This is a genomic window from Streptomyces sp. NPDC034085 (assembly GCF_055575555.1).
Window position 1 is genome coordinate 140760 of record NZ_JBVISL010000001.1, and the last position, 24379, is coordinate 165138.

23 protein-coding genes are annotated in these 24379 nt (G+C 74.8%); 10 read left to right on the plus strand and 13 right to left on the minus strand.

Annotated features, from left to right (window positions below; translation table 11 throughout):
• Window positions 1–122 precede the first annotated feature (122 nt).
• Window positions 123–1406: an MFS transporter gene (locus ACZ501_RS00685; protein WP_468791460.1), complete on the plus strand. Its 1284-nt coding sequence runs from the start codon at window positions 123–125 to the stop codon at window positions 1404–1406.
• 111 nt (window positions 1407–1517) lie between these two features.
• On the opposite strand, the gene ACZ501_RS00690 is transcribed toward ACZ501_RS00685, so the two are convergent.
• The 4 genes from ACZ501_RS00690 to uvrB all read right to left on the minus strand — a co-directional run bounded on the left by ACZ501_RS00690 (window position 1518) and on the right by uvrB (window position 7599).
• Entirely contained in the window at window positions 1518–2498 is a 981-nt protein-coding gene (locus ACZ501_RS00690) for a TerC family protein (protein WP_468791463.1), read from the minus strand.
• Window positions 2499–2757: 259 nt separating this feature from the next.
• Window positions 2758–4725 (minus strand): TerD family protein, encoded by a 1968-nt coding sequence (locus tag ACZ501_RS00695; RefSeq protein ID WP_468791466.1) that lies wholly within the window; start codon window positions 4723–4725, stop codon window positions 2758–2760.
• A 47-nt stretch (window positions 4726–4772) separates the two neighbouring features.
• Entirely contained in the window at window positions 4773–5351 is a 579-nt protein-coding gene (locus tag ACZ501_RS00700; RefSeq protein WP_361603072.1) for a TerD family protein, read from the minus strand.
• An 88-nt stretch (window positions 5352–5439) separates the two neighbouring features.
• Window positions 5440–7599, minus strand: a complete 2160-nt coding sequence (gene uvrB, locus ACZ501_RS00705) for an excinuclease ABC subunit UvrB (RefSeq protein WP_361603074.1) — start codon at window positions 7597–7599, stop codon at window positions 5440–5442.
• A 247-nt stretch (window positions 7600–7846) separates the two neighbouring features.
• Here uvrB and ACZ501_RS00710 point away from each other — a divergent pair, with 247 nt between their 5' ends.
• The 3 genes from ACZ501_RS00710 (at window position 7847) to ACZ501_RS00720 (ending at window position 10895) form a co-directional block, all read left to right on the plus strand.
• Window positions 7847–8749, plus strand: a complete 903-nt coding sequence (locus ACZ501_RS00710) for a glycerophosphodiester phosphodiesterase (RefSeq protein WP_361603076.1) — start codon at window positions 7847–7849, stop codon at window positions 8747–8749.
• Between the two features lie 111 nt (window positions 8750–8860).
• Complete coding sequence (locus ACZ501_RS00715) at window positions 8861–9424, plus strand: methylated-DNA--[protein]-cysteine S-methyltransferase (RefSeq protein ID WP_361603079.1); 564 nt, start codon at window positions 8861–8863, stop codon at window positions 9422–9424.
• A 169-nt stretch (window positions 9425–9593) separates the two neighbouring features.
• On the plus strand, window positions 9594–10895 hold the full coding sequence (locus ACZ501_RS00720) for an MFS transporter (RefSeq protein ID WP_468791469.1): 1302 nt from the start codon (window positions 9594–9596) through the stop codon (window positions 10893–10895).
• A gap of 103 nt (window positions 10896–10998) precedes the next feature.
• On the opposite strand, the gene ACZ501_RS00725 is transcribed toward ACZ501_RS00720, so the two are convergent.
• A complete protein-coding gene (locus ACZ501_RS00725) occupies window positions 10999–11379 on the minus strand; it encodes a cupin domain-containing protein (RefSeq protein ID WP_361603085.1) in 381 nt (126 codons plus the stop codon).
• 246 nt (window positions 11380–11625) lie between these two features.
• Between ACZ501_RS00725 and ACZ501_RS00730 the strand changes: the two genes are divergently transcribed.
• Window positions 11626–12570 carry a pseudouridine-5'-phosphate glycosidase gene (locus tag ACZ501_RS00730; RefSeq protein WP_468791472.1) on the plus strand — a complete coding sequence of 315 codons (945 nt, stop codon included), beginning with the start codon at window positions 11626–11628 and terminating at the stop codon, window positions 12568–12570.
• Complete coding sequence (locus ACZ501_RS00735) at window positions 12567–13478, plus strand: carbohydrate kinase family protein (RefSeq protein ID WP_468791475.1); 912 nt, start codon at window positions 12567–12569, stop codon at window positions 13476–13478. Before ACZ501_RS00730 ends, ACZ501_RS00735 begins: the two co-directional genes overlap by 4 nt.
• 208 nt (window positions 13479–13686) lie before the next feature.
• On the opposite strand, the gene ACZ501_RS00740 is transcribed toward ACZ501_RS00735, so the two are convergent.
• Window positions 13687–14334, minus strand: coding sequence for a nucleoside/nucleotide kinase family protein (locus ACZ501_RS00740; RefSeq protein WP_468791478.1), 648 nt, complete (start codon window positions 14332–14334; stop codon window positions 13687–13689).
• Window positions 14335–14344: 10 nt separating this feature from the next.
• On the minus strand, window positions 14345–14719 hold the full coding sequence (locus ACZ501_RS00745) for a cupin domain-containing protein (protein WP_361603097.1): 375 nt from the start codon (window positions 14717–14719) through the stop codon (window positions 14345–14347).
• 123 nt (window positions 14720–14842) lie between these two features.
• Between ACZ501_RS00745 and ACZ501_RS00750 the strand changes: the two genes are divergently transcribed.
• Window positions 14843–15502 carry a DUF2293 domain-containing protein gene (locus ACZ501_RS00750; RefSeq protein WP_361603100.1) on the plus strand — a complete coding sequence of 220 codons (660 nt, stop codon included), beginning with the start codon at window positions 14843–14845 and terminating at the stop codon, window positions 15500–15502.
• Here ACZ501_RS00750 and ACZ501_RS00755 read toward each other — a convergent pair.
• The gene (locus ACZ501_RS00755; RefSeq protein WP_468791481.1) at window positions 15495–16187 is read right to left on the minus strand and encodes a chaplin; all 693 of its coding nucleotides are present in this window, start codon (window positions 16185–16187) and stop codon (window positions 15495–15497) included. The two genes, ACZ501_RS00750 and ACZ501_RS00755, sit on opposite strands and share 8 nt — an antisense overlap.
• A 126-nt stretch (window positions 16188–16313) precedes the next feature.
• Here ACZ501_RS00755 and ACZ501_RS00760 point away from each other — a divergent pair, with 126 nt between their 5' ends.
• Window positions 16314–16862, plus strand: coding sequence for a hypothetical protein (locus ACZ501_RS00760; protein WP_361603106.1), 549 nt, complete (start codon window positions 16314–16316; stop codon window positions 16860–16862).
• On the opposite strand, the gene ACZ501_RS00765 is transcribed toward ACZ501_RS00760, so the two are convergent.
• Window positions 16843–18048 (minus strand): SWIM zinc finger family protein, encoded by a 1206-nt coding sequence (locus ACZ501_RS00765; protein ID WP_468791484.1) that lies wholly within the window; start codon window positions 18046–18048, stop codon window positions 16843–16845. The two genes, ACZ501_RS00760 and ACZ501_RS00765, sit on opposite strands and share 20 nt — an antisense overlap.
• Entirely contained in the window at window positions 18045–20912 is a 2868-nt protein-coding gene (locus ACZ501_RS00770) for a DEAD/DEAH box helicase (RefSeq protein ID WP_468791487.1), read from the minus strand. The genes ACZ501_RS00765 and ACZ501_RS00770 overlap by 4 nt, the downstream gene beginning before the upstream one ends.
• Before the next feature lie 259 nt (window positions 20913–21171).
• Between ACZ501_RS00770 and ACZ501_RS00775 the strand changes: the two genes are divergently transcribed.
• Together ACZ501_RS00775 and ACZ501_RS00780 are read left to right on the plus strand one after the other, a co-directional pair.
• Window positions 21172–21786, plus strand: coding sequence for a hypothetical protein (locus tag ACZ501_RS00775; protein ID WP_468791490.1), 615 nt, complete (start codon window positions 21172–21174; stop codon window positions 21784–21786).
• A gap of 60 nt (window positions 21787–21846) precedes the next feature.
• Window positions 21847–22107 carry a DUF6343 family protein gene (locus tag ACZ501_RS00780; protein WP_361603118.1) on the plus strand — a complete coding sequence of 87 codons (261 nt, stop codon included), beginning with the start codon at window positions 21847–21849 and terminating at the stop codon, window positions 22105–22107.
• A gap of 28 nt (window positions 22108–22135) precedes the next feature.
• Here the strand turns inward: ACZ501_RS00780 and ACZ501_RS00785 are convergent, their stop codons facing one another.
• The 3 genes from ACZ501_RS00785 to ACZ501_RS00795 all read right to left on the minus strand — a co-directional run bounded on the left by ACZ501_RS00785 (window position 22136) and on the right by ACZ501_RS00795 (window position 24253).
• Window positions 22136–22489, minus strand: a complete 354-nt coding sequence (locus ACZ501_RS00785; RefSeq protein ID WP_361603121.1) for a tetratricopeptide repeat protein — start codon at window positions 22487–22489, stop codon at window positions 22136–22138.
• Window positions 22490–22624: 135 nt separating this feature from the next.
• Complete coding sequence (gene coaE, locus ACZ501_RS00790) at window positions 22625–23254, minus strand: dephospho-CoA kinase (protein WP_468791492.1); 630 nt, start codon at window positions 23252–23254, stop codon at window positions 22625–22627.
• Window positions 23255–23314: 60 nt separating this feature from the next.
• Complete coding sequence (locus ACZ501_RS00795) at window positions 23315–24253, minus strand: PAC2 family protein (protein WP_362463729.1); 939 nt, start codon at window positions 24251–24253, stop codon at window positions 23315–23317.
• Window positions 24254–24379 lie beyond the last annotated feature (126 nt).

Consider the following 24379-nt stretch of genomic DNA (forward strand, 5'->3'; position numbering starts at 1 on the left):
CTCCTTCCGGTCGACCTTGACCGAACGCATGTCCCAGGGGGGCGGGCCGGGGTAGTTGCTGCACCATGCAGCAACACCCCTCCCCGTCCCCTTTCCCGCTCCCCTCCCCTTCCTCCCCCTCAATGCTGCGGCTGGCCACCGCCGCCCTGGTCGGCACCGCCATCGAGTTCTACGACTTCTTCGTCTACGGCACGGCCGCCGCCCTGGTGCTCGGCCCGCTCTTCTTCCCCTCGTTCTCCCCGCTCGCCGGAACCCTCGCCGCCTTCGGCACGTTCGGCGTCGGCTTCCTCGCCCGCCCGCTCGGCTCCGCCCTCTTCGGCCACATCGGCGACCGCTACGGGCGCCGTCCGGTGCTGCTCGGCTCCCTGCTCCTGACCGGCCTGGCCACGGTGGCCGTTGGATGCGTGCCCTCCTTCGCCTCCATCGGCCTCGCCGCGCCCGTGCTGCTGCTCCTGCTGCGCTTCCTCCAGGGGCTGGGCCTGGGCGGCGAATGGGGCGGAGCCGTACTGCTGACCGGCGAGCACGCCCCCGAGCGGCGGCGCGGACTGTGGTCGAGCTTCCCGCAGATGGGCCCCGCCGTGGGCTTCCTGCTCGCCAACGGCCTGACGCTGGCCCTGTCCGGGGCCCTCAGCGAGGACCGGTTCGCCGCCTGGGGCTGGCGGGTGCCGTTCTGGGCGGCCGGGCTGCTGGCGCTGGCCGGGCTGTGGCTGCGCCGGTCGGTCGAGGAGACCCCCGAGTTCCGGGCGCTCGCCGAGGCCGGCCGGCAGGCCGACGCCCCGCTCACCGAGGTGGTACGCGGCCACTGGCGGCTGCTCCTGCTGACCGGCGGGGCGATGGCGGTCGGGTACGCCGTCTTCTACTCGGTCACCACCTGGTCCCTCGCGTACGCCACCGGCCGCCCGGGCGTGGACCGCACCGTGATGCTGGCCGTCGTGATGGCGGCGGTCCTGCTCATGGGGCTGGTCACCCCGCCGCTGGCGGTGCTGGGCGACCGCTGGGGACGGCGGCCGCTGTGCCTGGCCGGCAGCGCGGCGTGCGCGGTGTGGATGTTCCCCTTCGTGGCTCTGCTGAGCACGGGGAACCCGCTGCTGATGACCCTGGGCTGCGTCGTCGCGCTGCTGGCGATGGCGGTGATGTTCGCCGTGGTCGGCGCCTACCTGCCCGAGCTGTACGCCCCGCGCCTCCGCTGCACGGGCGCGGCGGTCGGCTACAACCTGGGCGGCGTGCTGGGCGGCGCGCTGACCCCGGTCGTGGCGACGGCACTGGCGGACGGCTCAGGCCCGCCCTGGGGCGTGGCGGTGTACCTGACGCTGCTCTCACTGACCAGCCTCGGCTGCTTCGCCCTGCTCCCGAACACCCACCCGGCGCCGGCCCGGGTACCCGCAACGGAACCGGCGGCGGCCTGACCCTTCGGGCCGTCGGACGTGACACGGCGCCAAGTTGACGGTATGTCGGACCGGAATGACGGGACGGGCCCGGGAGCGTGCTCCCGGGCCCGTCGGGCGTGCGGCCGCCGGTCAGGCGTCGATGCTCTTGGCCTGCGCCTCCTCGGCGGCCTGCTGCTTCCTGGAGGCCAGCAGGCTCGTGACGGTGGTGATCGCGAGGACGCCGCAGATGACGCCCAGGGAGAGCGGGATCGAGATCTGCGGGACGTGCACCCCGGATTCGTGCAGGGCGTGCAGCACCAGCTTGACGCCGATGAAGCCGAGGATGACGGACAGGCCGTAGCTGAGGTGGACCAGCTTCTTGAGCAGGCCGCCGATCAGGAAGTACAGCTGGCGCAGGCCCATCAGGGCGAAGGCGTTGGCGGTGAAGACGATGTACGGGTCCTGGGTGAGGCCGAAGATCGCGGGGATCGAGTCCAGGGCGAACAGCACGTCGGTGGTGCCGATGGCCAGCATGACGACCATCAGCGGGGTCAGCACGCGCTTGCCGTTGCTGCGGATGAAGAGCTTGGTGCCGTGGTAGCGGTCGGCGACGCCGAACTTCTTCTCGATCGTCTTCAGGAGGCGGTTCTCCTCGAACTCCTCGTCCTCCTCGTCCTTGCGGGCCTCCTGGATCAGCTTCCAGGCGGTGTAGATCAGGAAGGCGCCGAAGAGGTAGAAGACCCACGAGAAGGTGGTGATGATCGCGGCGCCGGCGGCGATGAAGACGGCGCGCAGCACGAGGGCGATCAGAACGCCCACCAGCAGGACGCGCTGCTGGAGGTGGGAGGGTACGGAGAACTTCGCCATGATCAGGACGAAGACGAAGAGGTTGTCCACGCTCAGGGACTTCTCGGTGATGAAGCCGGCGAAGAACTCCTGGGAGGCCTGGCCGTTGCCGAAGAACAGCAGGCCGAGGCCGAAGAGGACGGCGAGCACGATCCAGACGACCGTCCAGATGCCCGCTTCCTTGATCGAAACGTCGTGCGGTTTGCGGCCGATGAGGAAATCGGCGCCGATGAGGATGCACAGACCGGCAACGGTCAGCACCCACAGGTTCATCGAAACGTCCACGGTATTCACGCCTCCGGCGGATGGCTCAGCACAGGGTCAGCGTCATCGCTGCCGGAGGTCTCTTCCACCCGGCGGCCGGGAGGCCGCGGGCCGGCGCCCCGGGACCGACTGCGTCACATCAGCACACAGGTCCGTATTGACGGGCACGCCGCGCAGGAAATAGCAGGAATACTCCCCTCCGCGGGTCCCACAGTACCGGCGGAAGGGGTGAAAGGTAAAGGGCTCCCCAAGAAGGGGTCACCGATCGGTCATGGGCGCTTCACGGGCGGGCCGCGCGGCGGGCCTCCCTCACTCGGTCCAGCGCCTGGTCGAGGACCGTGCTGCCCTGCGGGGGCAGGTCCGGCTCGAAGGTCCAGGCGTGCTGGACCCAGGGGTCGGCGAGGTGGCTGTCCGGCACCGGCGAGAGCCGCATCAGCGAGCGCCACAGCGGGTCCAGCAGCGGCCCGTACGCGGAGGCCTCGTCCCGGTCGGCGACCATCAGCAGGTGCACCCCGACCGCCGGGCCCTCGTCGGCCAGGTAGCGCAGCTGGGTCACCGCCCGGTCGTCGAAGCCGTGCGGGAAGTCGTGCACCAGCAGCAGCTGCTCGGCCCGGTCCACGTCCGCGGGCAGGTCCTCGGGGGCGTCGGCGCGCAGCGCCATCTGGACGAGGTCCACGCGCCGCGTGAGCTGCGCGAGGGTCCGGCTGACGCCCTCGGCGCCGGCGGCCGGCGGCGCCGCCAGCACTCCGGCGCGCACCAGCGGGGCCAGGGAGGCGGCGCCCGCCCCGGCGGCGTCGATGACGTGGACGGAGATCCGGTCGGCCGGGTGCACCGCGAGCAGCCGCACGGCGTGCGCGACGGCCATGTCCATGGCGGCCCGGCGCAACCGGTCGGTGTCCATCGCCATGGCGGCCTCGGAGCCGGTACGGCCGTTGTCGATCCAGAGGCCGCGCTCCAGCGGCACCCGCATCAGCATCGGGATCCGCAGGCCGGGCATCTCGGGCAGGCTCAGGTTGCCCAGGCGCAGCGCCAGCGGGGCCTCCTCGGGGACGCCCCGGCCGTGCCAGACGGGGTTGTCCCAGCGGGCGTACGCGGGCGGCAGCGCGGGCTCGACCACCTCGGACTCGGCGACCAGCTGGGCCAGGTCCCGGTCGAGGACGGCCCGGGCCTGCGCGACCAGGTCGTCGCGGCGGGCCCGGGCGGTGTCGCGGGCGGCGTCCGCGGCGCCGCCGATGCGGTGGCGCGGGTCGGACAGGGCTTCGTCCAGTTCGCGGTCGAGGCGCGAGTCGGCGAAGTCGACGGCGCTGCGGTAGGCGGCGACGGTCCGGGCCAGGTCCTCGAACATGCCCCAGACCTGGTTGTAGAGCCGCTCGTCCATGGACCAGCCGGCGGCGTCCCCGGCGACGGGGGCCGGGGGCCGGCCGGGCTCGGCGGCGGGCGCGGGGCGGGGCGCCGGTTCGGGCGCCTCGGCGCTGGTGCGGCGCCGGCGCGGGTGGGCGTAGTCGATGGTGGGCGGTCCCGCGGCGGCCGCGGGCCCGGGGGTGCCGGCGTAGGGCGCCCCGGAGACCGGGACCGGCTCCGGCGGCGGCCCGGGGACGGCCGCGGGCGCCTGCGGCGCGGGGGGACGGCCGGTGCCGCCGTCCTGCGGCTCCGCCCCGGCCTGCGGGGGGAGGGAGGCGAGGGCGTGGCCGTCCCCGGCGGTCCGGGCGGCCGCGCGCAGGGCGGCGCCGGCCAGCTCGGCGGCCTGCGGCGCGGCCAGGCCGCCGTCGGTGAGCAGCGCGCCCAGCCCGTCGGCGTACCCCTGGCCCACGGCCCGGACCTTCCAGGCACCCTGGCGCCGGTAGAGCTCCAGGGCCACCACGGCGGTCTCGGCGTCAAGACCGGTGAGGGTGAAGCCGGCGAACTCGGGCCCGTCCGGCGCGGCCACCGCGGCGCGCGCGGCCGGCACGGCGCCGAAGCGCGACGGCCCGCCGGGCGGCAGCACGAGGAGCACGCCGATCCGGTGGACCTCCGCCGCGACGGCGTCGAGGTCGACGGCCAGCGTGTGCCGGTCGGCGGCCTCTCCCGGCAGCCCGAGCCAGGACGGGGCCGGGGCTCCCGGATGGGCCAGCGCCCCGGGGCCCGCGAGGCGGCCCTCCTCGTCGGCCAGCGCGGCCAGGGCGAGCACCGGGGTGCCCGCCGAGACCCTGACCTCGATCCTCTCGTGGGGCACGGGGAGGTTCTGCCCCCGGACCAGTTCGGCCGTCATCGTGCAGCCCCTCCCCCGTGCCTTCTTCTCTTGTTCCCGTCGTGCTCTTACAGGTGCGGCAGGATCGCCGGCATCAGGTCCTGGAAGGTCCGGCCGTTGGCCGGGTTGCCGAGGGCCGTCATCTGCCATCCGGCGCCGGCCCGGGACACCTTCGCCATGATCTGGGCGGTGTACTGGCCGCCGCCGTCGAGGGTGTAGCGGGCCAGCTCCTGGCCGTTGGTCTCGTCGACGATGCGGCAGAACGCGTTCTGCACTTCCTGGAAGGTCTGCCCGGTGAACGAGTTCACCGTGAAGACGATCTGGTCGATGTGGACCGGGACCCGCTGGAGGTCGACGAGGATGGCCTCGTCGTCCCCGCCCTGGCCGACGCCGCCGACGAGGTTGTCGCCGGTGTGCCGGACCGAGCCGTCGTCGCTCTGGAGGTGGCGGAAGAACACCACGTCCACCGGCTGCTTGTCGGCGAACAGCACCGCCGACGCGTCCAGGTCGATCTCCCGCGTCCGCGAGCCGAACAGACCCCGGCGCTTGGCCGCCTGCCAGCCGAGGCCCATCCGGACCGCGGTCAGCGTGCCACCGTCCGTCTTCTGCAGACTGATGGCCTGACCCTTGGTCATGTTGACCGTCACGCGCGTTCCCCTCTCCATAGCCCGCCCCCTAAAAGGGCCCGCAGCGTGCACCTGCGGCTGGTTCCACACCCTACTGACCGCCCCCGGGTCAGGCGAGGCCCGCTTCCCTCATCTGCCGAAGCTCCTTCTTCAGTTCGCCCACCTCGTCGCGGATCCGGGCGGCCACCTCGAACTGGAGCTCCGCCGCCGCTCCCCTCATCCGGTCGGTCATCTGCTCGATGAGCGCCGCGAGTTCGGCGGCGGGCCGGTCGGTCGGCACGGCGGCCGCCGCGCCCTTGGCCGCCTTGCCGCCCCTGGCCTTGCCGCCCTTGGCCGATGCCGTCGCCGCCCCGCCGAGCGCCGGGACGGGGGCCTTGGGCCCCTTGCCGTCCTTGGCCTGCCGGTAGCCGGTGCCGAGCAGCTCCTCGGTGTCCAGCTCCTCGCGGGCGATGGTGGCGACGATGTCGTTGATCTTCTTGCGCAGCGGCTGGGGGTCGATCCCCCTGGCCGTGTTGTAGGCGATCTGCTTCTCGCGGCGCCGGTTGGTCTCCTCGATGGCCTTCTCCATCGCCGGGGTCATCTTGTCCGCGTACATGTGGACCTGGCCGGAGACGTTGCGGGCGGCGCGGCCGATGGTCTGGATGAGGGAGGTCCCCGAGCGCAGGAAGCCCTCCTTGTCCGCGTCGAGGATCGCCACGAGCGACACCTCGGGCAGGTCGAGGCCCTCGCGCAGCAGGTTGATGCCGACCAGGACGTCGTACTCGCCGGCCCGCAGCTCGCGCAGCAGCTCGATGCGGCGCAGCGTGTCGACGTCGCTGTGCAGGTAGCGGACCTGGATGCCGAGCTCCAGGAAGTAGTCGGTGAGGTCCTCGGCCATCTTCTTCGTGAGGGTGGTGACCAGGACGCGCTCGTCCTTCTCCACCCGGCTGCGGATCTCGTGCACGAGGTCGTCGATCTGGCCCTCGGTGGGCTTGACCACGACCTCGGGGTCGACGAGGCCGGTGGGGCGGATGATCTGCTCGACGAAGCCGTCGGAGCGGGAGAGCTCGTACTTGCCGGGGGTGGCCGACAGGTAGACGGTCTGGCCGACCCGCTCCAGGAACTCCTCCCACTTCAGGGGCCGGTTGTCCAGGGCGGACGGCAGCCGGAACCCGTGGTCGACCAGAGTCCGCTTGCGCGAGGCGTCGCCCTCGTACATCGCCCCGATCTGCGGCACGGTGACGTGGGACTCGTCGATGACGAGGAGGAAGTCCTCGGGGAAGTAGTCGATGAGGGTGTTGGGCGCCGAGCCCCGCTCGCGGTCGTCCATGTGCAGCGAGTAGTTCTCGATGCCGGAGCAGGAGCCGATCTGGCGCATCATCTCCAGGTCGTACGTGGTGCGCATGCGCAGCCGCTGGGCCTCCAGCAGCTTGCCCTGCTTCTCCAGCTCCGCGAGGCGCTCGGCGAGCTCGGCCTCGATGCCGGCGATCGCCTTCTGCATGCGCTCGGGGCCGGCGACGTAGTGGCTGGCGGGGAAGACGTACAGCTCGCGGTCCGCGCTGATGACCTCGCCGGTCAGCGGGTGCAGGGTGGACAGTGCCTCGATCTCGTCGCCGAACATCTCGATGCGGACGGCCAGTTCCTCGTAGACCGGGAAGATCTCGATGGTGTCGCCGCGCACCCGGAAGGTGCCCCGGGTGAAGGCGAGGTCGTTGCGCGTGTACTGGATGTCGACGAAGCGGCGCAGCAGCTGGTCCCGGTCGATCTCCTCGCCCACCTTGAGGGGGACCATCCGGTCCACGTACTCCTGCGGGGTGCCGAGGCCGTAGATGCAGGACACGGAGGCGACGACGATGACGTCGCGCCGGGTCAGCAGCGAGTTGGTCGCGGAGTGGCGCAGCCGCTCCACCTCCTCGTTGATCGAGGAGTCCTTCTCGATGTAGGTGTCCGACTGCGGAACGTAGGCCTCGGGCTGGTAGTAGTCGTAGTACGAGACGAAGTACTCGACGGCGTTGTTCGGCAGGAGCTCGCGGAACTCGTTCGCCAGCTGGGCGGCCAGCGTCTTGTTCGGCGCCATCACCAGCGTGGGGCGCTGGAGCTTCTCGATCATCCAGGCCGTGGTGGCGGACTTGCCCGTGCCGGTCGCACCGAGTAGTACGACGTCCTTCTCACCTGCGCGGATGCGCTTCTCCAGCTCGGCGATGGCCGCCGGCTGGTCACCACTGGGCTGGTACGGGCTGACGACCTCAAAGGGTGCCACCGTGCGTTCGATCTTCGATACGGGCCGCATGACTCCACCGTACGACTCCGCACTGACACTCACGTCCCCCCGCCGGGCCGCGGTGCCCCGCCACAGGTCCGGCGGGCGGAGCGGATCTCCCCCTTTCCGGTCCTTTTGTCGTAGTCCGGTGGCGGCCCGGTGATCTTCGCGCCGATGATCGCCGTGAACGCTCCGCCGTGAAGTGCACCGCCACAACGTCTGCCTCCGCGCCGCCGTCTGACGCAGGAACAGGGCTCACGACCCGAGGAGAGAGCACATGTACGTCCGACCCGCCGCCGCGGCCGCCGCCGCGATCCTGGGCCTCACCCTCGCGGTGCTGGGCGGGACGGCCTCCCCGGCCGCCACCGGCCCCGGCTCCCCCGCCGGCACGACCGGGCTGCTGGGCCCCGTCGTGTACGCCCACCGGGGGGCCTCCGCGTACGCCCCGGAGAACACCCTCGAGGCGGTCGACCTGGCGAGGCGGCTGGGCTTCGACTGGGTCGAGAACGACGTCCAGCGGACCCGCGACGGCCAGCTGGTGGTGGTCCACGACGACACCCTCGCCCGCACCACCGACGTCGAGGAGCTCTTCCCCGGCCGCCGGCCCTGGCGGGTGAAGGACTTCACGGCGGCGGAGATTGCGCGGCTCGACGCGGGGAGCTGGTTCGCGCCGCGGTTCGCGGGCGCCCGCGTGCCGACGCTGCGCGCGTACCTGCGGCGGGCCCAGCAGAACCGGCAGCGGCTGCTGCTGGAGATCAAGAAGCCGGAGCTCTACCCCGGGATCGAGGAGGAGACGCTGGAGCTCCTGGACGAGACGGGCTGGCTCGACGAGGAGCACGTGGCCCGCCGGCTGGTGGTGCAGAGCTTCAGCGCCGACTCGGTACGGACCGTGCACGGCCTGCGCCCGGACCTGGTGACGGCCTTCCTGGGCACCCCAGCCGTGGCCGACCTGCCGCGGTACGCGGAGTTCACGGACCGGATCAACCCGTGGCACACGACGATCTCGGCGGATTGGGTGCGGGCGGTCCACGCGCTGCTGGGGGCCCACGGCCGGGCCCTGGAGGTGGACACCTGGATCGTGGACGACGCGGCCACGGCCCGCAGGGTCCAGGACATGGGCGTGGACGGGATCATCACGAACGCCCCCGACGTCGTGCAGAACGCCGTGACCGGCTTCTGAGGAGCGGGGCGGGGGCGGACCGGGGCCGGCGGCGCGGGGCGCGGGCGAGGCGGGGCGGGCCTCCCGGGGCGGGGCGGCGGCGCTGTCGGTGGGGGGCCGTACCGTGGGGGCGTGGACAGCACCGAGCGGCCGCGCGGGCCGCACCTCGAATGGACCGTCGTCCCCAGCGACATCGGCCCCCTGCTCCTGGCCGCGACCCCCGAGGGCCTGGTCCGGGTCGAGTTCCACGCGGGCCCCGACCGGGCCGGCCGGATGATCGGCTCGCTCGTCTCCCGGCTCGGCGCCGACGCCTGGCGCCCGGCCCCGGGCGAGGAGGTGCTGCTGGCCGAGCCGATACGCCAGCTGGACGCGTACTTCGCCGGTTCGCTGCGCCGCTTCGAGCTGCCGCTGGACTGGCGGCTCAGCTCCGGCTTCAACCGCCAGGTGCTGTTGGAGCTCGACCGCTCGGTGCCCTACGGCTCGGTCGTCGGGTACGGGGAGCTGGCCGCCCGGGCCGGGCAGCCGGGGGCGGCCCAGGCGGTGGGCAACGCCATGGGCTCGAATCCGCTGCCGGTGGTCGTGCCCTGCCATCGCGTGGTGGAGAACGACGGCGGGATCGGGGGCTTCGGGGGCGGTGTGGAGACCAAGCGGATCCTGCTCGCGCTGGAGGGCGTGCTCCCGCAGCCCCTCTTCTGACCTGCGCCGTCTCCCGCCCCGCCGGCAGCCGGTGCCGGCCGGACCGCGATCGGCCATACCCGGTTTCCCCGGGCGGCCCGCGGTGGGAAACTGCCGCCGTGACCACTCCCGCCGCACCAGGCCCCGCTCCGTCCGCCCCCGCCGAACTCCCGCGACGGGGGTGCGCGGCGTGACCGCCTCCCCCGGCACCTCCGCCGGTACGACGGGCACCGCGCCGGTCGACGCGGCCGCGCTGCCCGGCCTGCAGCGCCGGATATCCGCCGTGCTCATGGCCAGCCAGATGCTGGGCGGCCTGGGTGTGCCGATCAGCATCGCCCTGGCCCCCGTACTCGCCACCGAGATCAGCGGCACCGAGGCCCTGTCCGGCCTCGCCTCCACCGCCTCCGTGATCGGCACCGCGCTGGTCTCGCTGCCGCTCGCCGCCCTGATGACCGCGCGCGGACGCCGGCCGGGCCTGGTGGTGGCGTACGCGATCGGCACGCTCGGCGCGGCCCTGGTGGTCCTGGCCGCCTCGGTCAAGAGCTTCCCGCTGCTGATGCTCGGCATGGCCGCCTTCGGAGCGGCCTCCTCCGCCAACCTCCAGGCCCGCTTCGCCGCCGCCGACCTCGCCGCGCCCGACCGGCGGGCCCGCGCGATCTCGCTGGTCGTCTGGTCCTCCACCCTCGGTGCGGTGCTCGGCCCCAACCTCTCCGCCCCGGCCAGCGACAGCTTCGCCGGCACCTCCATACCCCAGACGGCAGGCCCCTTCGTCTGGGCCGCCGCCGTCTTCGTCCTCACCGGCACGCTGATCGCCGTGTTCCTGCGGCCGGACCCGCTGCTGACCGCCCGCGCGCTGGCCGGGACCGGCGAACAGTCCCGTCACGCCCGCTCCCTGCGCGCCGGCTTCGCCGCCGTGAAGGCCTCCCCGCGGGCACGGCTCGCGCTGCTGACGGTCGCCGTATCGCACACCACCATGGTCTCGATCATGGTCATGACCCCGGTCGACCTCGGCCATCACGGCGCCGGCCTCAAACTCGTCGGCCTGGTGATCAGCGGGCACATCGCCGGGATGTTCGCCTTCTCCCCGGTCATGGGCTGGCTCGCCGACCGCCTCGGCCGGCTGTCCGTGATCGGGCTCGCCGCCGGGCTGCTCTCGGTCGCCGCGCTGCTCGCCGGCACCGCGGACGGCCACCACGCCCAGAGCGCCGCCGGCCTCTTCCTGCTCGGGCTCGGCTGGTCCGCCGGGATGGTCTCCGGCTCGGCGCTGCTGACCGACTCGGTGCCGCAGGCCGCGCGGGCCGCCGTACAGGGGCTGAGCGACCTGACGATGAACACCGCGGCCGGCGTGGGCGGCGCCGCAGCGGGCCTGGTCATGGCCCAGGCCGGCTACGGCTGGCTCAACGCGATCGGCGCGGCGCTGCTCCTGCCGATGGCGGCGCTCGCCCTGTTCACGGCCCGGCGGCACGCCGCGCCGCCGAAGTCCGGCTCCTAGCCCGTGGCGTCGAGGCCCCTCCTGGCCGGTGGGGCCCGGGTATGACGGTCCCCGCCCGCCGGTCGACGGGCGCCGTGCGGCAGCACGGGCGTCCCGGGCGGGGTCAGCAGTTGATGTGGTAGGCCTTGCGCAGCGTCTCGTGGACCGTCCAGGTGGTCCGGTCGCCCTCCCGGAGCACGCAGGCGGAGCCGGGGCCCACCTCCAGCGTCGCCCCGCCCTCGACCTCGATGGTGGCGCGGCCGCTGACCACCACGAACAGCTCGTCGGCCTCGGTGTCGGTGACCACCCCCGGGGTGATCTGCCAGATCCCCCGGATCTGCGAGCCGTCCGGCGACTCCCACAGCACCTTGCCCGTCACGACCGGGGCGCCGGAGACGATCTGTGCGGGGTCGAGGTCCTCGGCCTCCAGCTCGGAGTCGGGGAGGTCCGCGACGGGCACGGCGAAGGAGCCGGGGGCGGCGGGGCCGCGGTCACTGGTGCTCATGATCCGTCACCCTAGGGCCGTCCACCGGCCCCGCGGGGTGACCAGAGCGTCCAGCACGGGCGCGTCCGACGCGTCACTCCGTCGACCGCGCGCACCCCAGGGGGGCGCGCACCGAGCACGGGCCGGCGGAATCGAGTTCGTCGTGGAAGCCCCGGGTGGCCGATGCGGGAACGCTACTCGGACAGGTTCGCGCCGGAGCGGGACCGGGGTGTTTGGGGGCGCGGATCCCGTGCCAGGGATGGGGACATGTCACAGCACGGAGCAACTGCATCCCCGTCCGGTGGACCGGTCCTGTCGGACGAGGTGCGCGAGGCGCTCGCCGCGCGCCGGCCCGTCGTCGCCCTGGAGTCGACGATCATCGCGCACGGCCTGCCGCGCCCGCGCAATCTGGAGGTGGGTCTCGAACTGGAGGCCCTGGTCCGGGCGGAGGGCGCGGTCCCGGCGACCGTGGCCGTGCTGGACGGCGTGGCCCGGGTGGGGCTCGACAAGGCCGCCCTGGAGCGGATCGCGGCGGGCGTGGGCGTGCGCAAACTGGGCCACCGGGACCTCGCTCCCGCCGTCGCGGCGGGCGCGACCGGGGCGACGACGGTGTCGGCGACGGCGTCGCTGGCCGCGCGGGCGGGGCTGCGGGTGTTCGCCACGGGCGGGCTGGGCGGCGTGCACCGGGAGTGGACGCGCTCGCAGGACGAGTCGGCGGACCTGTCGCTGCTCGCCCGGACCCGGATCACGGTCGTGTGCGCGGGGGTCAAGTCGATCCTGGACGTACCGGCCACGCTCCAGCGGCTGGAGACGCTGGGCGTCGGTGTCGTCGGCTACCGCACGCAGCGCTTTCCCGGGTTCTACCTGGCCGACTCCGGCGAGCCGGTCGACTGGACGGTGGAGGAGCCGGAGGAGGTGGCTGCGGTGATGGCCGCCCAGGACGCCGTGGGCGGACCGGAGTCGGCGCTGCTGGTGGCCCATCCGGTGGCGGAGGCGGATCAGCTGGATCCGGCGCTGCACGACGCGGTGCTGGCCGAGGCCCTGGCCGAGTGCCGGGAGCGGGACATCACGGGACAGGCGGTGACGCCGTTCCTGCTGGCGTTCCTGGTCCGCGCGACCGGCGGTGCCTCGCTGGAGGCGAACCTGGCGGCGGTACGGGGCAACGTGCGGCTCGGCGCCCGCATCGCCCGGGCCTGGGCGGCCCGGGCATGACGGGGGCGGTGCCCGCACCGGGGGCGCTGCTGGTGGTCGGCGACGTGGTGACGGACGTGGTGGCGGTGCACCGCGAGCCCCTGGCCCCGGCCACCGACACCGCCGCCCGCATCCGCACCCTCCCGGGCGGCGCCGGGGCCAACGCGGCCTGCTGGGCGGCCCGTACGGGTACGGCGGAGGTACGCCTCCTCGCGAGGGTGGGTGCGGAGTCGGCCCGCTGGCACGAGCGGGCGCTGGTCGACGCGGGGGTGTGCCCCCGGCTGGTGGTGGATCCGGCGGAGCCGACGGGGACGGTGGTGGCGCTGGTCGGCGAGGACGCGCAGCGCACGTTCCTCACCGACAGCGGGGCCTCGCTGCGGCTGTGCCCGGCCGACTGGGTGCCGGCGCTGCTGGACGGTGCCGGGCACCTGCACCTGTCGGGCTACCTGTTCTTCTCGGACAGCAGCCGGGAGCTGGCCCTGGTCGCGCTGCGGGCCGCCCGGGCGCGGGGGGTGCCCGTCAGCGTGGACCCCGCCTCGGCGGGGTTCCTGGCCGAGCTGGGGGCGGAGCGGTTCCTGGAGGCGGTGGCGGGGGCCGGCGTACTGCTGCCGAACGAGGACGAGGCCCGGCTGCTGGCCGGGGTGCGGGGGACGGCCGGAACGGCCCGGGCGGCCGAGGAGCTGAGCCGGCGGGTGCCGCTGGTGGTGGTCACCCGGGGCACCGGCGGAGCGCTCGTCGCGGAGGGCGGCCGGATCACCGCCGAGGTCGAGGCGGAGCCGGCCGAGGCGGTGGACACCACGGGCGCCGGGGACGCCTTCACCGGCGGCTTCCTCTCGGCCCGCCTGTCGGGGGCCACCCCGGCGGAGTCGGCCCGTGCGGGCTGCCGCGCGGCGGCCGGCGCGGTGACCCGCATGGGCGGCCGCCCGTAGACCCCGCCCGGTGAGCGTCGCGGAGCGCGGGCCTAGGGGGTGTCCGCACAGTAGCGCCGGCCGCCCGAAGGGCGGGCCCTGCGGCGTCTGGTGCCGTGCATCGCAAGGCGGAGGGCCGCCCGCGTACTGGACTACTCGGGTCGGCCCGACAACGCGGCGAGGTGCGGTGCCAGGCGTCGCAGGGCAGGCGGGACTGTGCGGACACCCCCTACGGGTCCCGGAGTCCCGTCCACGCCGGGTGCCGCGGGTCGTCGGCGCGGACCAGCACGTCGGCGGCCGACTCCGGGTCCGTCTCCCGCGCGTAGCGGGCGAACGCGGGCAGCGTCCACCGCTCGGACTCCTCCGTCCGGCGGGACAGCGCACCGGCGGAGAGGCTGATGTGCACGCTGAGGTCGAAGGGGAACCAGTGCCCCAGCAGCAGCGGCCCGTGCACGATCAGCACACCGCCCGGCGGGAGTTCGGCGTAGGGGCTGCGGGTGGCCCGGTCGGTCACCGGGTCCCACAGGTCGGGCAGGACCCGCCCGCTGCCGCCGGGATCCGTCGGGCCGAACACCTCCCGCCACAGGGCTCCGGTGTCGTACCAGCCGCCGAGGTACGCGTCCACGTCCTCGCGCCCGAACTCGTAGCGGAGCGAGGCCGGCCGCAGGAAGCCGCCGACCGGTACCACGAGCACCGACCGGCCGCGCAGGCGCAGCGCGCCGGCGAGTTCCTCCGCGAGGATGCCGGTGCCGGCGGCGGGCGCCCCGTCGATGCCGACGCGCTGCCAGGTCGCCTGCCCGGCGGGGGCCGGGGAGCCGTCGAGGCGGCCGGCGAGCCGCTCGGCCATCCGCTGCCAGGTGATCGCTTCGAGCTTCACCGGACCATTGTCAGCCGTGGGCGCCGGCCGCCGGGCAGAGGCAGGGCGCGGCGCCCGGCGGGGCCGGCGCGGGGACCGACCACGGGTCGTCGTCGGCGAGCGCGCAGGTCACCTGGAGGACGACGGGCCGGGAGCCGAGGTTGCGGCCGGCGTGCGTGTTCCGGACACCCGCCGGCTCGACGAAGGTGGCCCCCGCCGGATGCACCTCGACGGTGCCGTCGGGCAGGAACCTGGTCAGGGTCCCGGACTTGACCACCGCCATGAGCGGCACGTGGTGGTAGTGCCATCCCGTGCACTCACCAGGTGCTATGACGACCTCCCGGCCGGTGAGGCCCGAGGGCACCGCCGCTCTCGTGCGGCGTGCCGTCGCCTGTCGTCCCCCCATGTGCTCCTCCTCGCCAGGGGCTCACGGTAGACGGACCTCATGACATTCAGTCGGATTTTACGAAAGTCCAACGACCTTGCCCCGCGAGGTGATAAGGAGCTCGGCGGGCGGTATCCCCACCACATGAGTCTCGTCGTCTTCGAGGTACAGAAGCCGATCCACTGCGCCGCGTGCCGGCGGGGGCCGCTGCGGCACCTCGTCCGCGAGTCCGGGGTGCCCCGCTGCCTGGACTGCGCCGACCTCGGCCATCTCGTCTACCTGCCGCGCGGCGACGCGGCGCTCACGCGCCGGGCGCGCGAGGCCAGTTCGCTGCACGCCGTCGTGGTGCGCCGGCACCGCGGCCGCCGCCGCTACGAGCGCCAGGGGCTGCTGGTGGAGGACGCCGCGCTGGTCCGCGCCGAGCGCGCCTGCCTCGCCGACGCCGATGCCCGGGCCCGCCGCCGGGAGCGGGACCGGCTGCGCCGCGCGGCCGAGGACGTCCGGTTCACGGCGGCGTTCGCCGCGGAGATACGGCGGCTGTTCCCCGGATGCCCGGCCGACCGCGCCCAGGCGATCGCCGCCCACGCCTCGGTGCGCGGCAGCGGCCGGGTCGGGCGTACCGCCGCCGGCCGGGCGCTCGACGCGCAGGCGGTGTCGGTGGCGGTACGGGCCGCGGTGCGGCACACCGACACCGAGTACGACGCGCTGCTGATGGCGGGGGTGCCCCGGTTCGCGGCGCGGGCCCGGCTGGCGGCGCGGATCGACGCGATCCTGGACGGCTGGCGCGCGGGGCCCCTCAGTTGAGGCGGAAGCGGCGGTAGAGGAGCGCTCCGCCGAGCAGCAGGGCACCGCCGCCGGGCACCAGGTAGCCGAGGCCGTCGGAACCCGTGTGGGCCAGGGCCGCCGGGCCCTGCCCGTGGTGGGAGGAGGCGGGCGGGGCCGGAGGGGTCGCGGGCCGCGGGGCGACGGGCGGCTGGACGGCGGGCGGCTGGGCCGGCTTCCCGCCGGTCGGGGTCTCGCCGTTCACGGAGGTGTTCCCGTGGGTGCCGTTGCCGACGCCGACGACGTTGACCGAGTTCCCGCTGACGTTCAGCGGGAGATCGACGGGAAGCTGGATCCCGTTGCCGGACAGCAGGCCGGGGGAGCCCTGCGCGCTTCCCCCGGCTGTCGCCCCTCCCCCGTGGCCGGGCCCCGGTTTCGACGGATGGGAGGGCCGCGGGTCCGGCTTCCCCGCCTCAGGCGCGGCGTTCGTACAGCGGTTGCCGGCGGCGGGGTTGAGGAGGCCGACCACGTTCACGGTGTTCCCGCACACGTTCACCGGGGTGTGCACGGGCAGCTGCACCAGGTTCCCGGAGAGCAGCCCCGGGGAGCGCTCGGCCTGCCCGGCCGCGTCGGCGTCGGCGTGCGCGAGGCCGCCCACCCCCGCGACCGCCAGTCCGCCACCGGCGACCATCGCCGCGATCAAGCCGTTCCGACGACTGTGACGCATCAGTTTTCCTGCCTTCCGGAGGGTTCAAGGGCATCGCGCCCGCACCGGAGACAACGCGGTAAACCCATTCGGGTTATAGAGCCGATAGGCATTTCACTCCATCGTGTACTGGGTACTGCCTACGTCATGACGGAACGACCGCTCCTCCTGCTCGACGTGGACGGCCCGCTCAACCCCTTCCGGTCCCGCCTCGCCGGTCTGCGCGGCTATACGAGCCACCGGATGCGGCCGGAGGTCTGGCTCTCGTACCGCGACCCGCGGTCCCGCCGGGCGAGGCGCGGCGTCCGGGTGCGCCTGCATCCCGCCCACGGCGCCCGGCTGCGGGCCCTGCCCTACGACCTCGCCTGGGCCACGGCCTGGACGCACGAGGCCAACACCCTGATCGCCCCGCACATCGGGCTCCCCGCCGATCTCCCGGTGGTGGAGTGGCCGGAGCTCTTCGCCCGGGACCCGGACGGCCTCTTCTGGAAGACCCGCCCGATCCTCGCCTGGGCGGCCGGCCGGCCGTTCGCCTGGGTCGACGACATGATCACCGCACAGGACCGGGCCTGGGTCGCCGCGCACCACCCGGCTCCGAGCCTCCTGCTGCGCATCCACCCCCGCCACGGACTGCGCGAGCGGGACTTCGCCACCCTGGCCGCCTGGGCGGGCGGGATCAGCGCAGCAGGGCGGTGACCGGGTCGGGGGACGGTGTGCCGGTGGGCCACCAGTCGGCGGCGTCCGGGCGGGACTCGTAGGCGTACCAGAGGCCCTCGCGGCTCAGGCGCAGCTGGCGGGTTCGGGCGGTGAGGCGGTTGTGCTCGGGGCGGAAGGAGCCCTGGCCGGCGGCGAGCAGGGCGGGGCGGGCCCGGTCGAAGGGGCCGGCCGGGGGGTCCCAGGGCTCGTCGAGGACGACGAGCGCGGGCAGGCCGCCCTGGCGCCAGGCCGCGGCGGCGCGGGCCAGGTCCGTGGTGCTGCGGCCGGTGGCCCGGGCCAGGTCGCGGTAGAGGGTGCGGGCGGAGCCGGTGAGGCCCGAGGTGGGGTGCGCGGAGGCCAGCCGGACGGCGTCCTGCCAGAGGGTGAGCCCGGCGAGGGGGTCCTCGCCGGTCGCGAGCAGGGCCAGGGCGCGGGCGGCCGCGTCGGTGGCGAGCTGGTCCAGGGCCAGCGGGTCTGGCGCGGCCGGATCGGCGGGGTAGGCGGGGGGCAGGCCGGCGGCGGCGGGTGCGGTGAGCGGTGCCGGCAGCGGCGGCGGGCCCGTGCGGGCGAACGCCGCCCGGGCCGGGGTGCCGGGGAAGTCCGGCGCGGCGTCGGGCTGTTCGCGCGCCGCGTGGGCGGCGTTGCGCCGGGCCAGGTCGTCGAGGAGCTCGCGCTCGCCGCGGCCGCGCAGGAGCAGCAGGACGAACGGGTCGGCGTCGAGGAGCCGGGCGGCCCGGTAGCAGAGGGCCGCGGCGTGCTTGCAGGGCGGGCGGCTGGTGTCCGGGCAGGAGCAGCGCGGGACGAGCTCGCCCGCGCCGGGCAGCACGGTCTGCGCGAGGGACTGCGGAACCTCCCGCTCCAGCAGGGCTGCGAGGGCCGAGGGGTCGGCGGCCACCGTCTCCAGCAGTGCGGACCACTCGGCGTCGGCGAAGGCGGCCAGGGACAGTTCCGTGCGGTAGGGGCGGGCCCGGCTGCCGCGGACGTAGGCCACGATCCGGCCCGGGGTGACCGTGACCGCCTCGACATGGCCCTCGGCGGCGTACGCGTGCCCGCGCTGGAGGCGGGCCGCGTCCTGCGCGCGCGCCTCCAGTGCGGCCACCCAGGCCCGGCCCCACCACGTCGCGGCCTCCACCCCCGGGGGCACGGTCTCGAAGGTGCGGCGGCGGTCGTCCCGCGCGGTGATCACGCCGGCCTCCGCAGGGAGACGAGATCGGCCAGCTCGCGGTCGGTCAGCTCGGTCAGCGCCGACTCGCCGGAGCCGAGGACCGCGTCGGCCAGGGCCCGCTTGGCCTCCAGCAGTTCGGCGATGCGGTCCTCGACGGTGCCTTCGGCGATGATGCGGTGCACCTGGACGGGCTGGGTCTGGCCGATGCGGTAGGCGCGGTCGGTGGCCTGCTCCTCGACGGCGGGGTTCCACCAGCGGTCGTAGTGCACGACGTGGCCGGCGCGGGTGAGGTTGAGGCCGGTGCCGGCGGCCTTGAGGGACAGCAGGAAGACGGGCACCTCACCGGACTGGAAGCGGTCGACGAGTTCCTCGCGGCGGGGCACGGGGGTGCCTCCGTGCAGGAGCTGGCAGGGGATGCCGCGGGCGGTGAGGTGCTGTTCCAGGATCCGGGCCATGGTCACGTACTGGGTGAAGACCAGGACCGAGCCGTCTTCCGCGAGGATCGTGTCCAGCAGCTCGTCCAGCAGGGCGAGTTTGCCCGAGCGGTGCGCGATGCGCGGCTCGGCCCCCCGCGGGCCGTGCCCGCTCCGGCCGTGCTCCTGCGGGACGGGTTCCTTCAGGTACTGCGCGGGGTGGTTGCAGATCTGCTTGAGCGAGGCCAGCAGCTTCATGATCATGCCGCGGCGCTCGATGCCCTCGCTCGCCTCGATCACGGCCATCGCCTCGTCCACCGCGGCCTGGTAGAGGGAGACCTGCTCGCGGGTCAGGGACACCGGATGGTCGGTCTCCGTCTTCGGGGGCAGCTCGGGGGCGATGCCGGGGTCGGACTTCTTGCGGCGCAGCAGGAACGGCCGGACCAGGGCGGCCAGCCGGGCCACCGCCGCCTCGTTCCCGCCGTCCTCCTCCTGCTGGTGCTCCACCGGGCGGGCGTGGCGGGCCCGGAAGGCGGTGAGCGGGCCCAGCAGCCCCGGGGTCGTCCAGTCGAGCAGCGCCCACAGTTCGGAGAGGTTGTTCTCGACGGGGGTTCCGGTGAGGGCCACGCGGGCCGGGGCCGGGATGGTGCGCAGCGCCTTCGCCGTCGCCGAGTGCGGGTTCTTCACGTGCTGGGCCTCGTCCGCGACGACCATGCCCCAGCCCTGCTCGGCCAGCCGGGCGGCCGCGGCCCGCATCGTCCCGTACGTGGTGAGGACGAAGCCGCCGGTCAGGCCGTCCAGGCTGCGGCCCGCGCCGTGGAAGCGGCGTACGGGGGTGCCGGGGGCGAACTTCTCGATCTCGCGCTGCCAGTTGCCCAGCAGGGACGCCGGGCAGACGACGAGGGTGGGCTCGGGCCGGTCCCGGTGCAGGTGCAGGGCGATCAGGGTGACCGTCTTGCCCAGTCCCATGTCGTCGGCGAGGCAGCCGCCCAGCCCCAACGAGGTCATCAGGTCCAGCCAGGCCAGCCCCCGCAGCTGGTAGTCCCGCAGGGTCGCCTTCAGGCCGGCGGGCGCCGGCACCGGGGCCAGGTCCCCGGTCAGGCGGTCCCGCAGCGCGGCCAGCGCCCCCACGGGGACCGCCGGTACCGTCTCTCCCGCGACCTCGGCCGTGCCGGTCAGTACGGTGGCGAGCGCGTCCACCGGGTCCAGGAGTCCCAGCTCCCGCTTGCGCGCCTTGCGCACCAGCGCGGGGTCGACCCGCACCCACTGGTCCCGCAGCCGCACGACGGGCCGGTGGGCCTGCGCGAGGGCGTCCATCTCGCCCGGGGTGAGCCGGTCTCCGCCCAGGGCCAGTTCCCAGGAGAAGGAGAAGAGGGCGGCCGCGTCGAAGAAGGCGGTGCCGTCGGTGGCGGAGCCGGGCGCGGCCGGCCGTACGACGGCGGTCGCGGTGAGCGTACGGGCCAGCTCGCGCGGCCAGTGCACCACCACCCCGGCCGCCGCCAGCCGCGTCGCGGCGATGCCCAGCAGGTCTTCCAGCTCCGGGTCGGACAGCGCCAGGGCGTCCGGCACCGGCTGGTCGAGCAGGCGCAGCAGCGGGGGCCAGACCCGGGCGGCCCGGCGCAGCGCGAGCACGGCGTCGATCCGGGCGCGCGGGCCGAATCCGGCGGCCGCCGCCCCGGCCCACAGCTGCGCCGCGTCGGTGACCAGGGTGGGGTCGGCGAGGCTGTGGACCTGGACCACGGCGGCTCCGGCGCGGCGGACCTCCTCGGGCTCGGCCTCGTCGAACAGGCGGAAGGAGGACAGGTCGAGCCGCAGCGAGATCCCCACCCCCGCATCGGCGCCGGCCGCGACCTGAGCGGCCCACTCCTGTATGCCGGGCACCCGCTGCGGCTCCAGCGCGGCGAAGGGCCGGCCGGCGGCGTACGGCGCGGCGGGCGTCCGGGGCAGCACGTCGGCGACGGCGTCGAGGAAGGCCCGCACCAGGGCCTCCGGTTCGGGCAGCGCGAGCGGGCGGCGGCCGGCGAGCGGGGTGGCGTACGCCTCGTACGGCAGGGCGGCGGCGACGGCGCGCAGGTACCCCACGTCCTCGGCGTCCAGCGGCCCGGCGCGCCAGGCGTCGACACCGTCGGCGGTGAGCCCGGGCAGCAGACGGCCCCGGGCGGCGAGGGAGAGCGCCTGCGTGGCGGCGGTGCCCCAGGCGCGGGCCGCGGGGTGGGCGGCGGGGCTGCGGGCCGCCCGCACCAGCACGGGCAGGGCGGCGGCCACGGACAGCGCCACCGCGGGCACCTCACGGGTGCGGACGCCGTCGCCGTGCGGCCGGACCACCTTGAGCGGGTACGGGGTCCCCGTCTCGGGCAGCGGGCCGCCCTCGGGGCACCAGAAGGCCACCCGCCCCTCCCGGGGTACGGCGGCGGGGAGGAACACCGCGGCATGGCGCGGCGACGACGGCTGCGGCGGCGGCTGCGCGGTCACGGGTCCCCCTCCCTGCTGCTCGGCTCCGCCCGGTCATGGCGGATCCACTCCAGCCGAGTCTAGGCGCGCCCACTGACAACCCCCGCTGACCTGCGCATACGGGCCCCCTCCGTGGGCGCCGGCCCGGCCGGGGGATGCCCCGTGTCACGGTTCCGTCCCGAACCGCAGGCGGCGGCCCGTGCCGGGGAAGGCTCTCCGGGCGGTCGTACCCCGGCCGCGTCCCGAACCGTCCCGACCGCATCCCGCAGGGGGAGACTCCGTGTTCCGACGTTCCAGCGCCCCGGCCCTCGCCACCGCCGTCCTCGCGGCGGCCGCAGCCCTCGTCCTCACCGCCCCGGCCACCGCCACGGCGGCCACCGCACCCGGGTTCCTGGCCGGCGCCGACCTGCCGCCGCACCCCTCCTCCCCCTGGTACCCGGGCAAGGTCACCAGGGGGCTGCCCGAGAACGCGCCCTTCTGCCTGGACGGGGTCCTCCCGGTGGGCGGCAGCTGGCACCGGACCTTCGGTACGGAGTTGGACACGGGCGCCGTGCAGATCTCCGTACGGGCCGCCTCGGACGCCGCCGCGGCCAGGCTCGCGGCCGCTCTGGAGCGCAAGGTCGCCGCCTGCGCCGCCGACTGGCTGCGCGCGAACCCGGGCGGGACGGCCTCCTGGCAGGACTACGGCGGGCTGGCCGTCGAGGAGGGCGCCCACGTCTACGGGGTCGGCGCCTCCGTCCCGGACTCGGAGCCGGGCGTACACCTGTACGGGATCGGGCGCGACGGCTCCACCGTGACCGTCGTGAAGTGGGGACAGATGGGCAACCTGCCCGACGCGCCCGTGCCCGCCTTCAGGAAGACGACCACGACGGCGGTGAACAAGCTCAACCCCTGACCCGCCCCACCCGCGTGGGACCATGGAAGCAAGGCTTCCACCCAGGGCGAGGTGATGGCCATGCGTACCGGAAACGAGCCGGTGACCGCCCGCAGTCCGCTGCGGCTGCGGTTCTGGCTGAGCCTGTGGGGGCTGGTCTGGGCCGCCGGCGGGGCGGCCGCGTTCTCGCTGGCCGCCCGTCCCGGGTGGGCGGCCGCCTGCGCGGCGCTCGCGCTGGTGGCGGCCGTCGACCTGGCCGTCGTCGTCCGGCACATGCACCAGGGCCCCCACTACCAGCCGGGCCCGGACATCCCCCCGTACGAACCCCCGCGCAGCCGCTGAACCGCCGGCGCCCCCTTCGGGCGCCGGCTCAGCGCTCGAAGCGGGCCGCCTCCAGGTACTCGGGCTGCGGATCGAGGGCAGCGGCGAGCCGGAAGTGGCGCCGGGCCTGTTCCGGGCGCCCCGACCGCTCGTGGGTGCGGGCGAGCGCGAAGTGGGCGAAGGCGTTGTCCGGCTCCCGCTCCAGCACCAGCTCGAACTCCAGCTGTGCGGGCCGCAGCTGGGCCGCCGCGAAAAAGGCGCGGGCGCGCAGGAGGCGGGCCGCGGTGTTCTCGGGGTGGGCGGCTATGACGGAGTCGAGCAACCGGACCGCGCCGCGCGGGTCCCGGGCGGCCAGCAGCTGCTCGGCGGCCCGGTAGTCGATGACGTGCGTTTCGGGACTCACAGAACCGGATGATCCGGCTCCGGACGATTCCCCGGGTCCGGATCCGGGTCCGGTGGACGGCGGCGGGGGCGTGGTATCGGACACGGTGTCTTTCCTTCCCTCTACGGGCGCGTTCAACGCACCCCGCCGCTCCCCCTATTCCGCGGGCCCGGCGCCCTCGGCGGCGCTCCGCGCGGCCCGCGCGGTGAGCTCTTCCCACACCTTGCGCACCTGCGGTTCCAGCGCCTCCAGCGGCCCGTCGTTGTCGATCACGAGGGTGGCCACCGCCAGCCGCTGCTCCCGCGTGGCCTGGGCGGCCATCCGGGCCCGCGCCTCCTCCTCGGCCATCCCGCGCAGCGCGGTCAGCCGGGCCAGCTGGGTGCCGGGGGCCGCGTCCACGACCATGACCAGGTCGTACAGCGGCGCGAGCCCGTTCTCCGCCAGGAGGGGTACGTCGTGCACCACGATCGCGTCGGGCCCCGCCGCCCGCTCCAGCTCGGCGGACCGGGCCCCCACGAGCGGGTGCACGATGGCGTTCAGGATCCGGAGCTTCGCCGGGTCGGCGAAGACGACGGCACCCAGACCGGGGCGGTCCAGGCGGCCGTCGGCCGTGAGCACGGACTCCCCGAAGGCCTCCACCACGGCCGCGAGCCCGGGCGTGCCCGGCTCCACGACCTCCCGCGCGATCCGGTCGGCGTCCACGACGACCGCCCCGTACTGCGCCAGCAGCCGCGAGACCTCGCTCTTGCCGGCTCCGATTCCGCCCGTCAGGCCCACTTTCAGCATGGTCAGCACCCTAGGCGGTGCCGCGCCGCCGGGGAACAGCGGCCGGCGTCGGGCATCGTGCTACGCCTCGCCCTCGCGCTCCGCCAGGAACCGCTCGAACTCCCGGCCGATCTCGTCCGCGGAGGGGATCTCGGCCGCTTCGGCGATCATGTTGCCCCGGGTCTCGGCCCCGGCCGCGGCGTCGTACTGGTGCTCCAGTCCCTGGACCAGGCTGACGAGTTCCTCGTCGCCCTCGCGGATCTGCCGGTCGATCTCCGTCTGGGTCCGGTGCGCCTCGGTGCGCAGCGCGTGCGCGACGGCCGGCAGGACGAGCCCGGTGGCGGCCGTGATCGCCTCCAGCACGGTCAGGGCCGCGTCGGGGTACGGGGAGCGGGCGACGTAGTGCGGTACGTGTGCGGCGACGCCGAGGACGTCGTGCCCGGCCTGGGCGAGGCGGAACTCGACCAGCGACTCCGCGCTGCCCGGCACCTGGGCCTCGTCGAAGGGGCTGCGGTGGCCGGGCATCAGGTCGGTGCGGTTGCCGTGCGGGGTGATGCCGACGGGCCGGGTGTGCGGCACGCCCATCGGGATGCCGTGGAAGTTGACCGAGAGCCGGACCCCGAGCCGCTCCACGATCTGCCGGACGGCCACGGCGAAGCGCTCCCACTCCACGTCCGGCTCGGGGCCGGAGAGCAGCAGGAAGGGCGCGCCGGTGGCGTCCTGGACGAGGCGCACCTCCAGGCGGGGCTCCTCGAACTCGGTCCAGTGGTCGCGCTGGAAGGTCAGCAGGGGGCGGCGCGCCCGGTAGTCCACCAGCCGGTCCGCGTCGAAGCGGGCCACCACCTGGTGGGGCAGGGTGTCCAGGAGCCGTTCGACGATCTGCTCGCCGGTCTCGCCCGCGTCGATGTACCCCTCGAAGTGGTAGAGCATGACCAGTCCGGCCGAGTCCTGGGCGAGCGCCAGGTCTGCCACCGCCAGACCCTTGGCATCCCATTCGTACAGACCCTGTGGATCAAGCACCGTCACCACTCCTCCCTCGCGCCGTGTTCTCTGCACAGAACGTCCAAGGTCGCGCCCCCATTCCCCGGTTGGCCGCATTCACGGAAACGCAACGCGGCGAGGCCCGCCCCCCGAAGGGGACGGGCC

Bases quoted from the DNA above. Each gene is read 5' to 3' on its own strand.
- ACZ501_RS00685 (WP_468791460.1), top strand. From the start codon at position 123: ATGCTGCGGCTGGCCACCGCCGCCCTGGTCGGCACCGCCATCGAGTTC.
- ACZ501_RS00695 (WP_468791466.1), bottom strand. From the start codon at position 4,725: ATGACGGCCGAACTGGTCCGGGGGCAGAACCTCCCCGTGCCCCACGAG.
- uvrB (WP_361603074.1), bottom strand. From the start codon at position 7,599: ATGCGGCCCGTATCGAAGATCGAACGCACGGTGGCACCCTTTGAGGTC.
- ACZ501_RS00710 (WP_361603076.1), top strand. From the start codon at position 7,847: ATGTACGTCCGACCCGCCGCCGCGGCCGCCGCCGCGATCCTGGGCCTC.
- ACZ501_RS00725 (WP_361603085.1), bottom strand. From the start codon at position 11,379: ATGAGCACCAGTGACCGCGGCCCCGCCGCCCCCGGCTCCTTCGCCGTG.
- ACZ501_RS00730 (WP_468791472.1), top strand. From the start codon at position 11,626: ATGTCACAGCACGGAGCAACTGCATCCCCGTCCGGTGGACCGGTCCTG.
- ACZ501_RS00735 (WP_468791475.1), top strand. From the start codon at position 12,567: ATGACGGGGGCGGTGCCCGCACCGGGGGCGCTGCTGGTGGTCGGCGAC.
- ACZ501_RS00745 (WP_361603097.1), bottom strand. From the start codon at position 14,719: ATGGGGGGACGACAGGCGACGGCACGCCGCACGAGAGCGGCGGTGCCC.
- ACZ501_RS00750 (WP_361603100.1), top strand. From the start codon at position 14,843: ATGAGTCTCGTCGTCTTCGAGGTACAGAAGCCGATCCACTGCGCCGCG.
- ACZ501_RS00755 (WP_468791481.1), bottom strand. From the start codon at position 16,187: ATGCGTCACAGTCGTCGGAACGGCTTGATCGCGGCGATGGTCGCCGGT.
- ACZ501_RS00760 (WP_361603106.1), top strand. From the start codon at position 16,314: ATGACGGAACGACCGCTCCTCCTGCTCGACGTGGACGGCCCGCTCAAC.
- ACZ501_RS00780 (WP_361603118.1), top strand. From the start codon at position 21,847: ATGCGTACCGGAAACGAGCCGGTGACCGCCCGCAGTCCGCTGCGGCTG.
- coaE (WP_468791492.1), bottom strand. From the start codon at position 23,254: ATGCTGAAAGTGGGCCTGACGGGCGGAATCGGAGCCGGCAAGAGCGAG.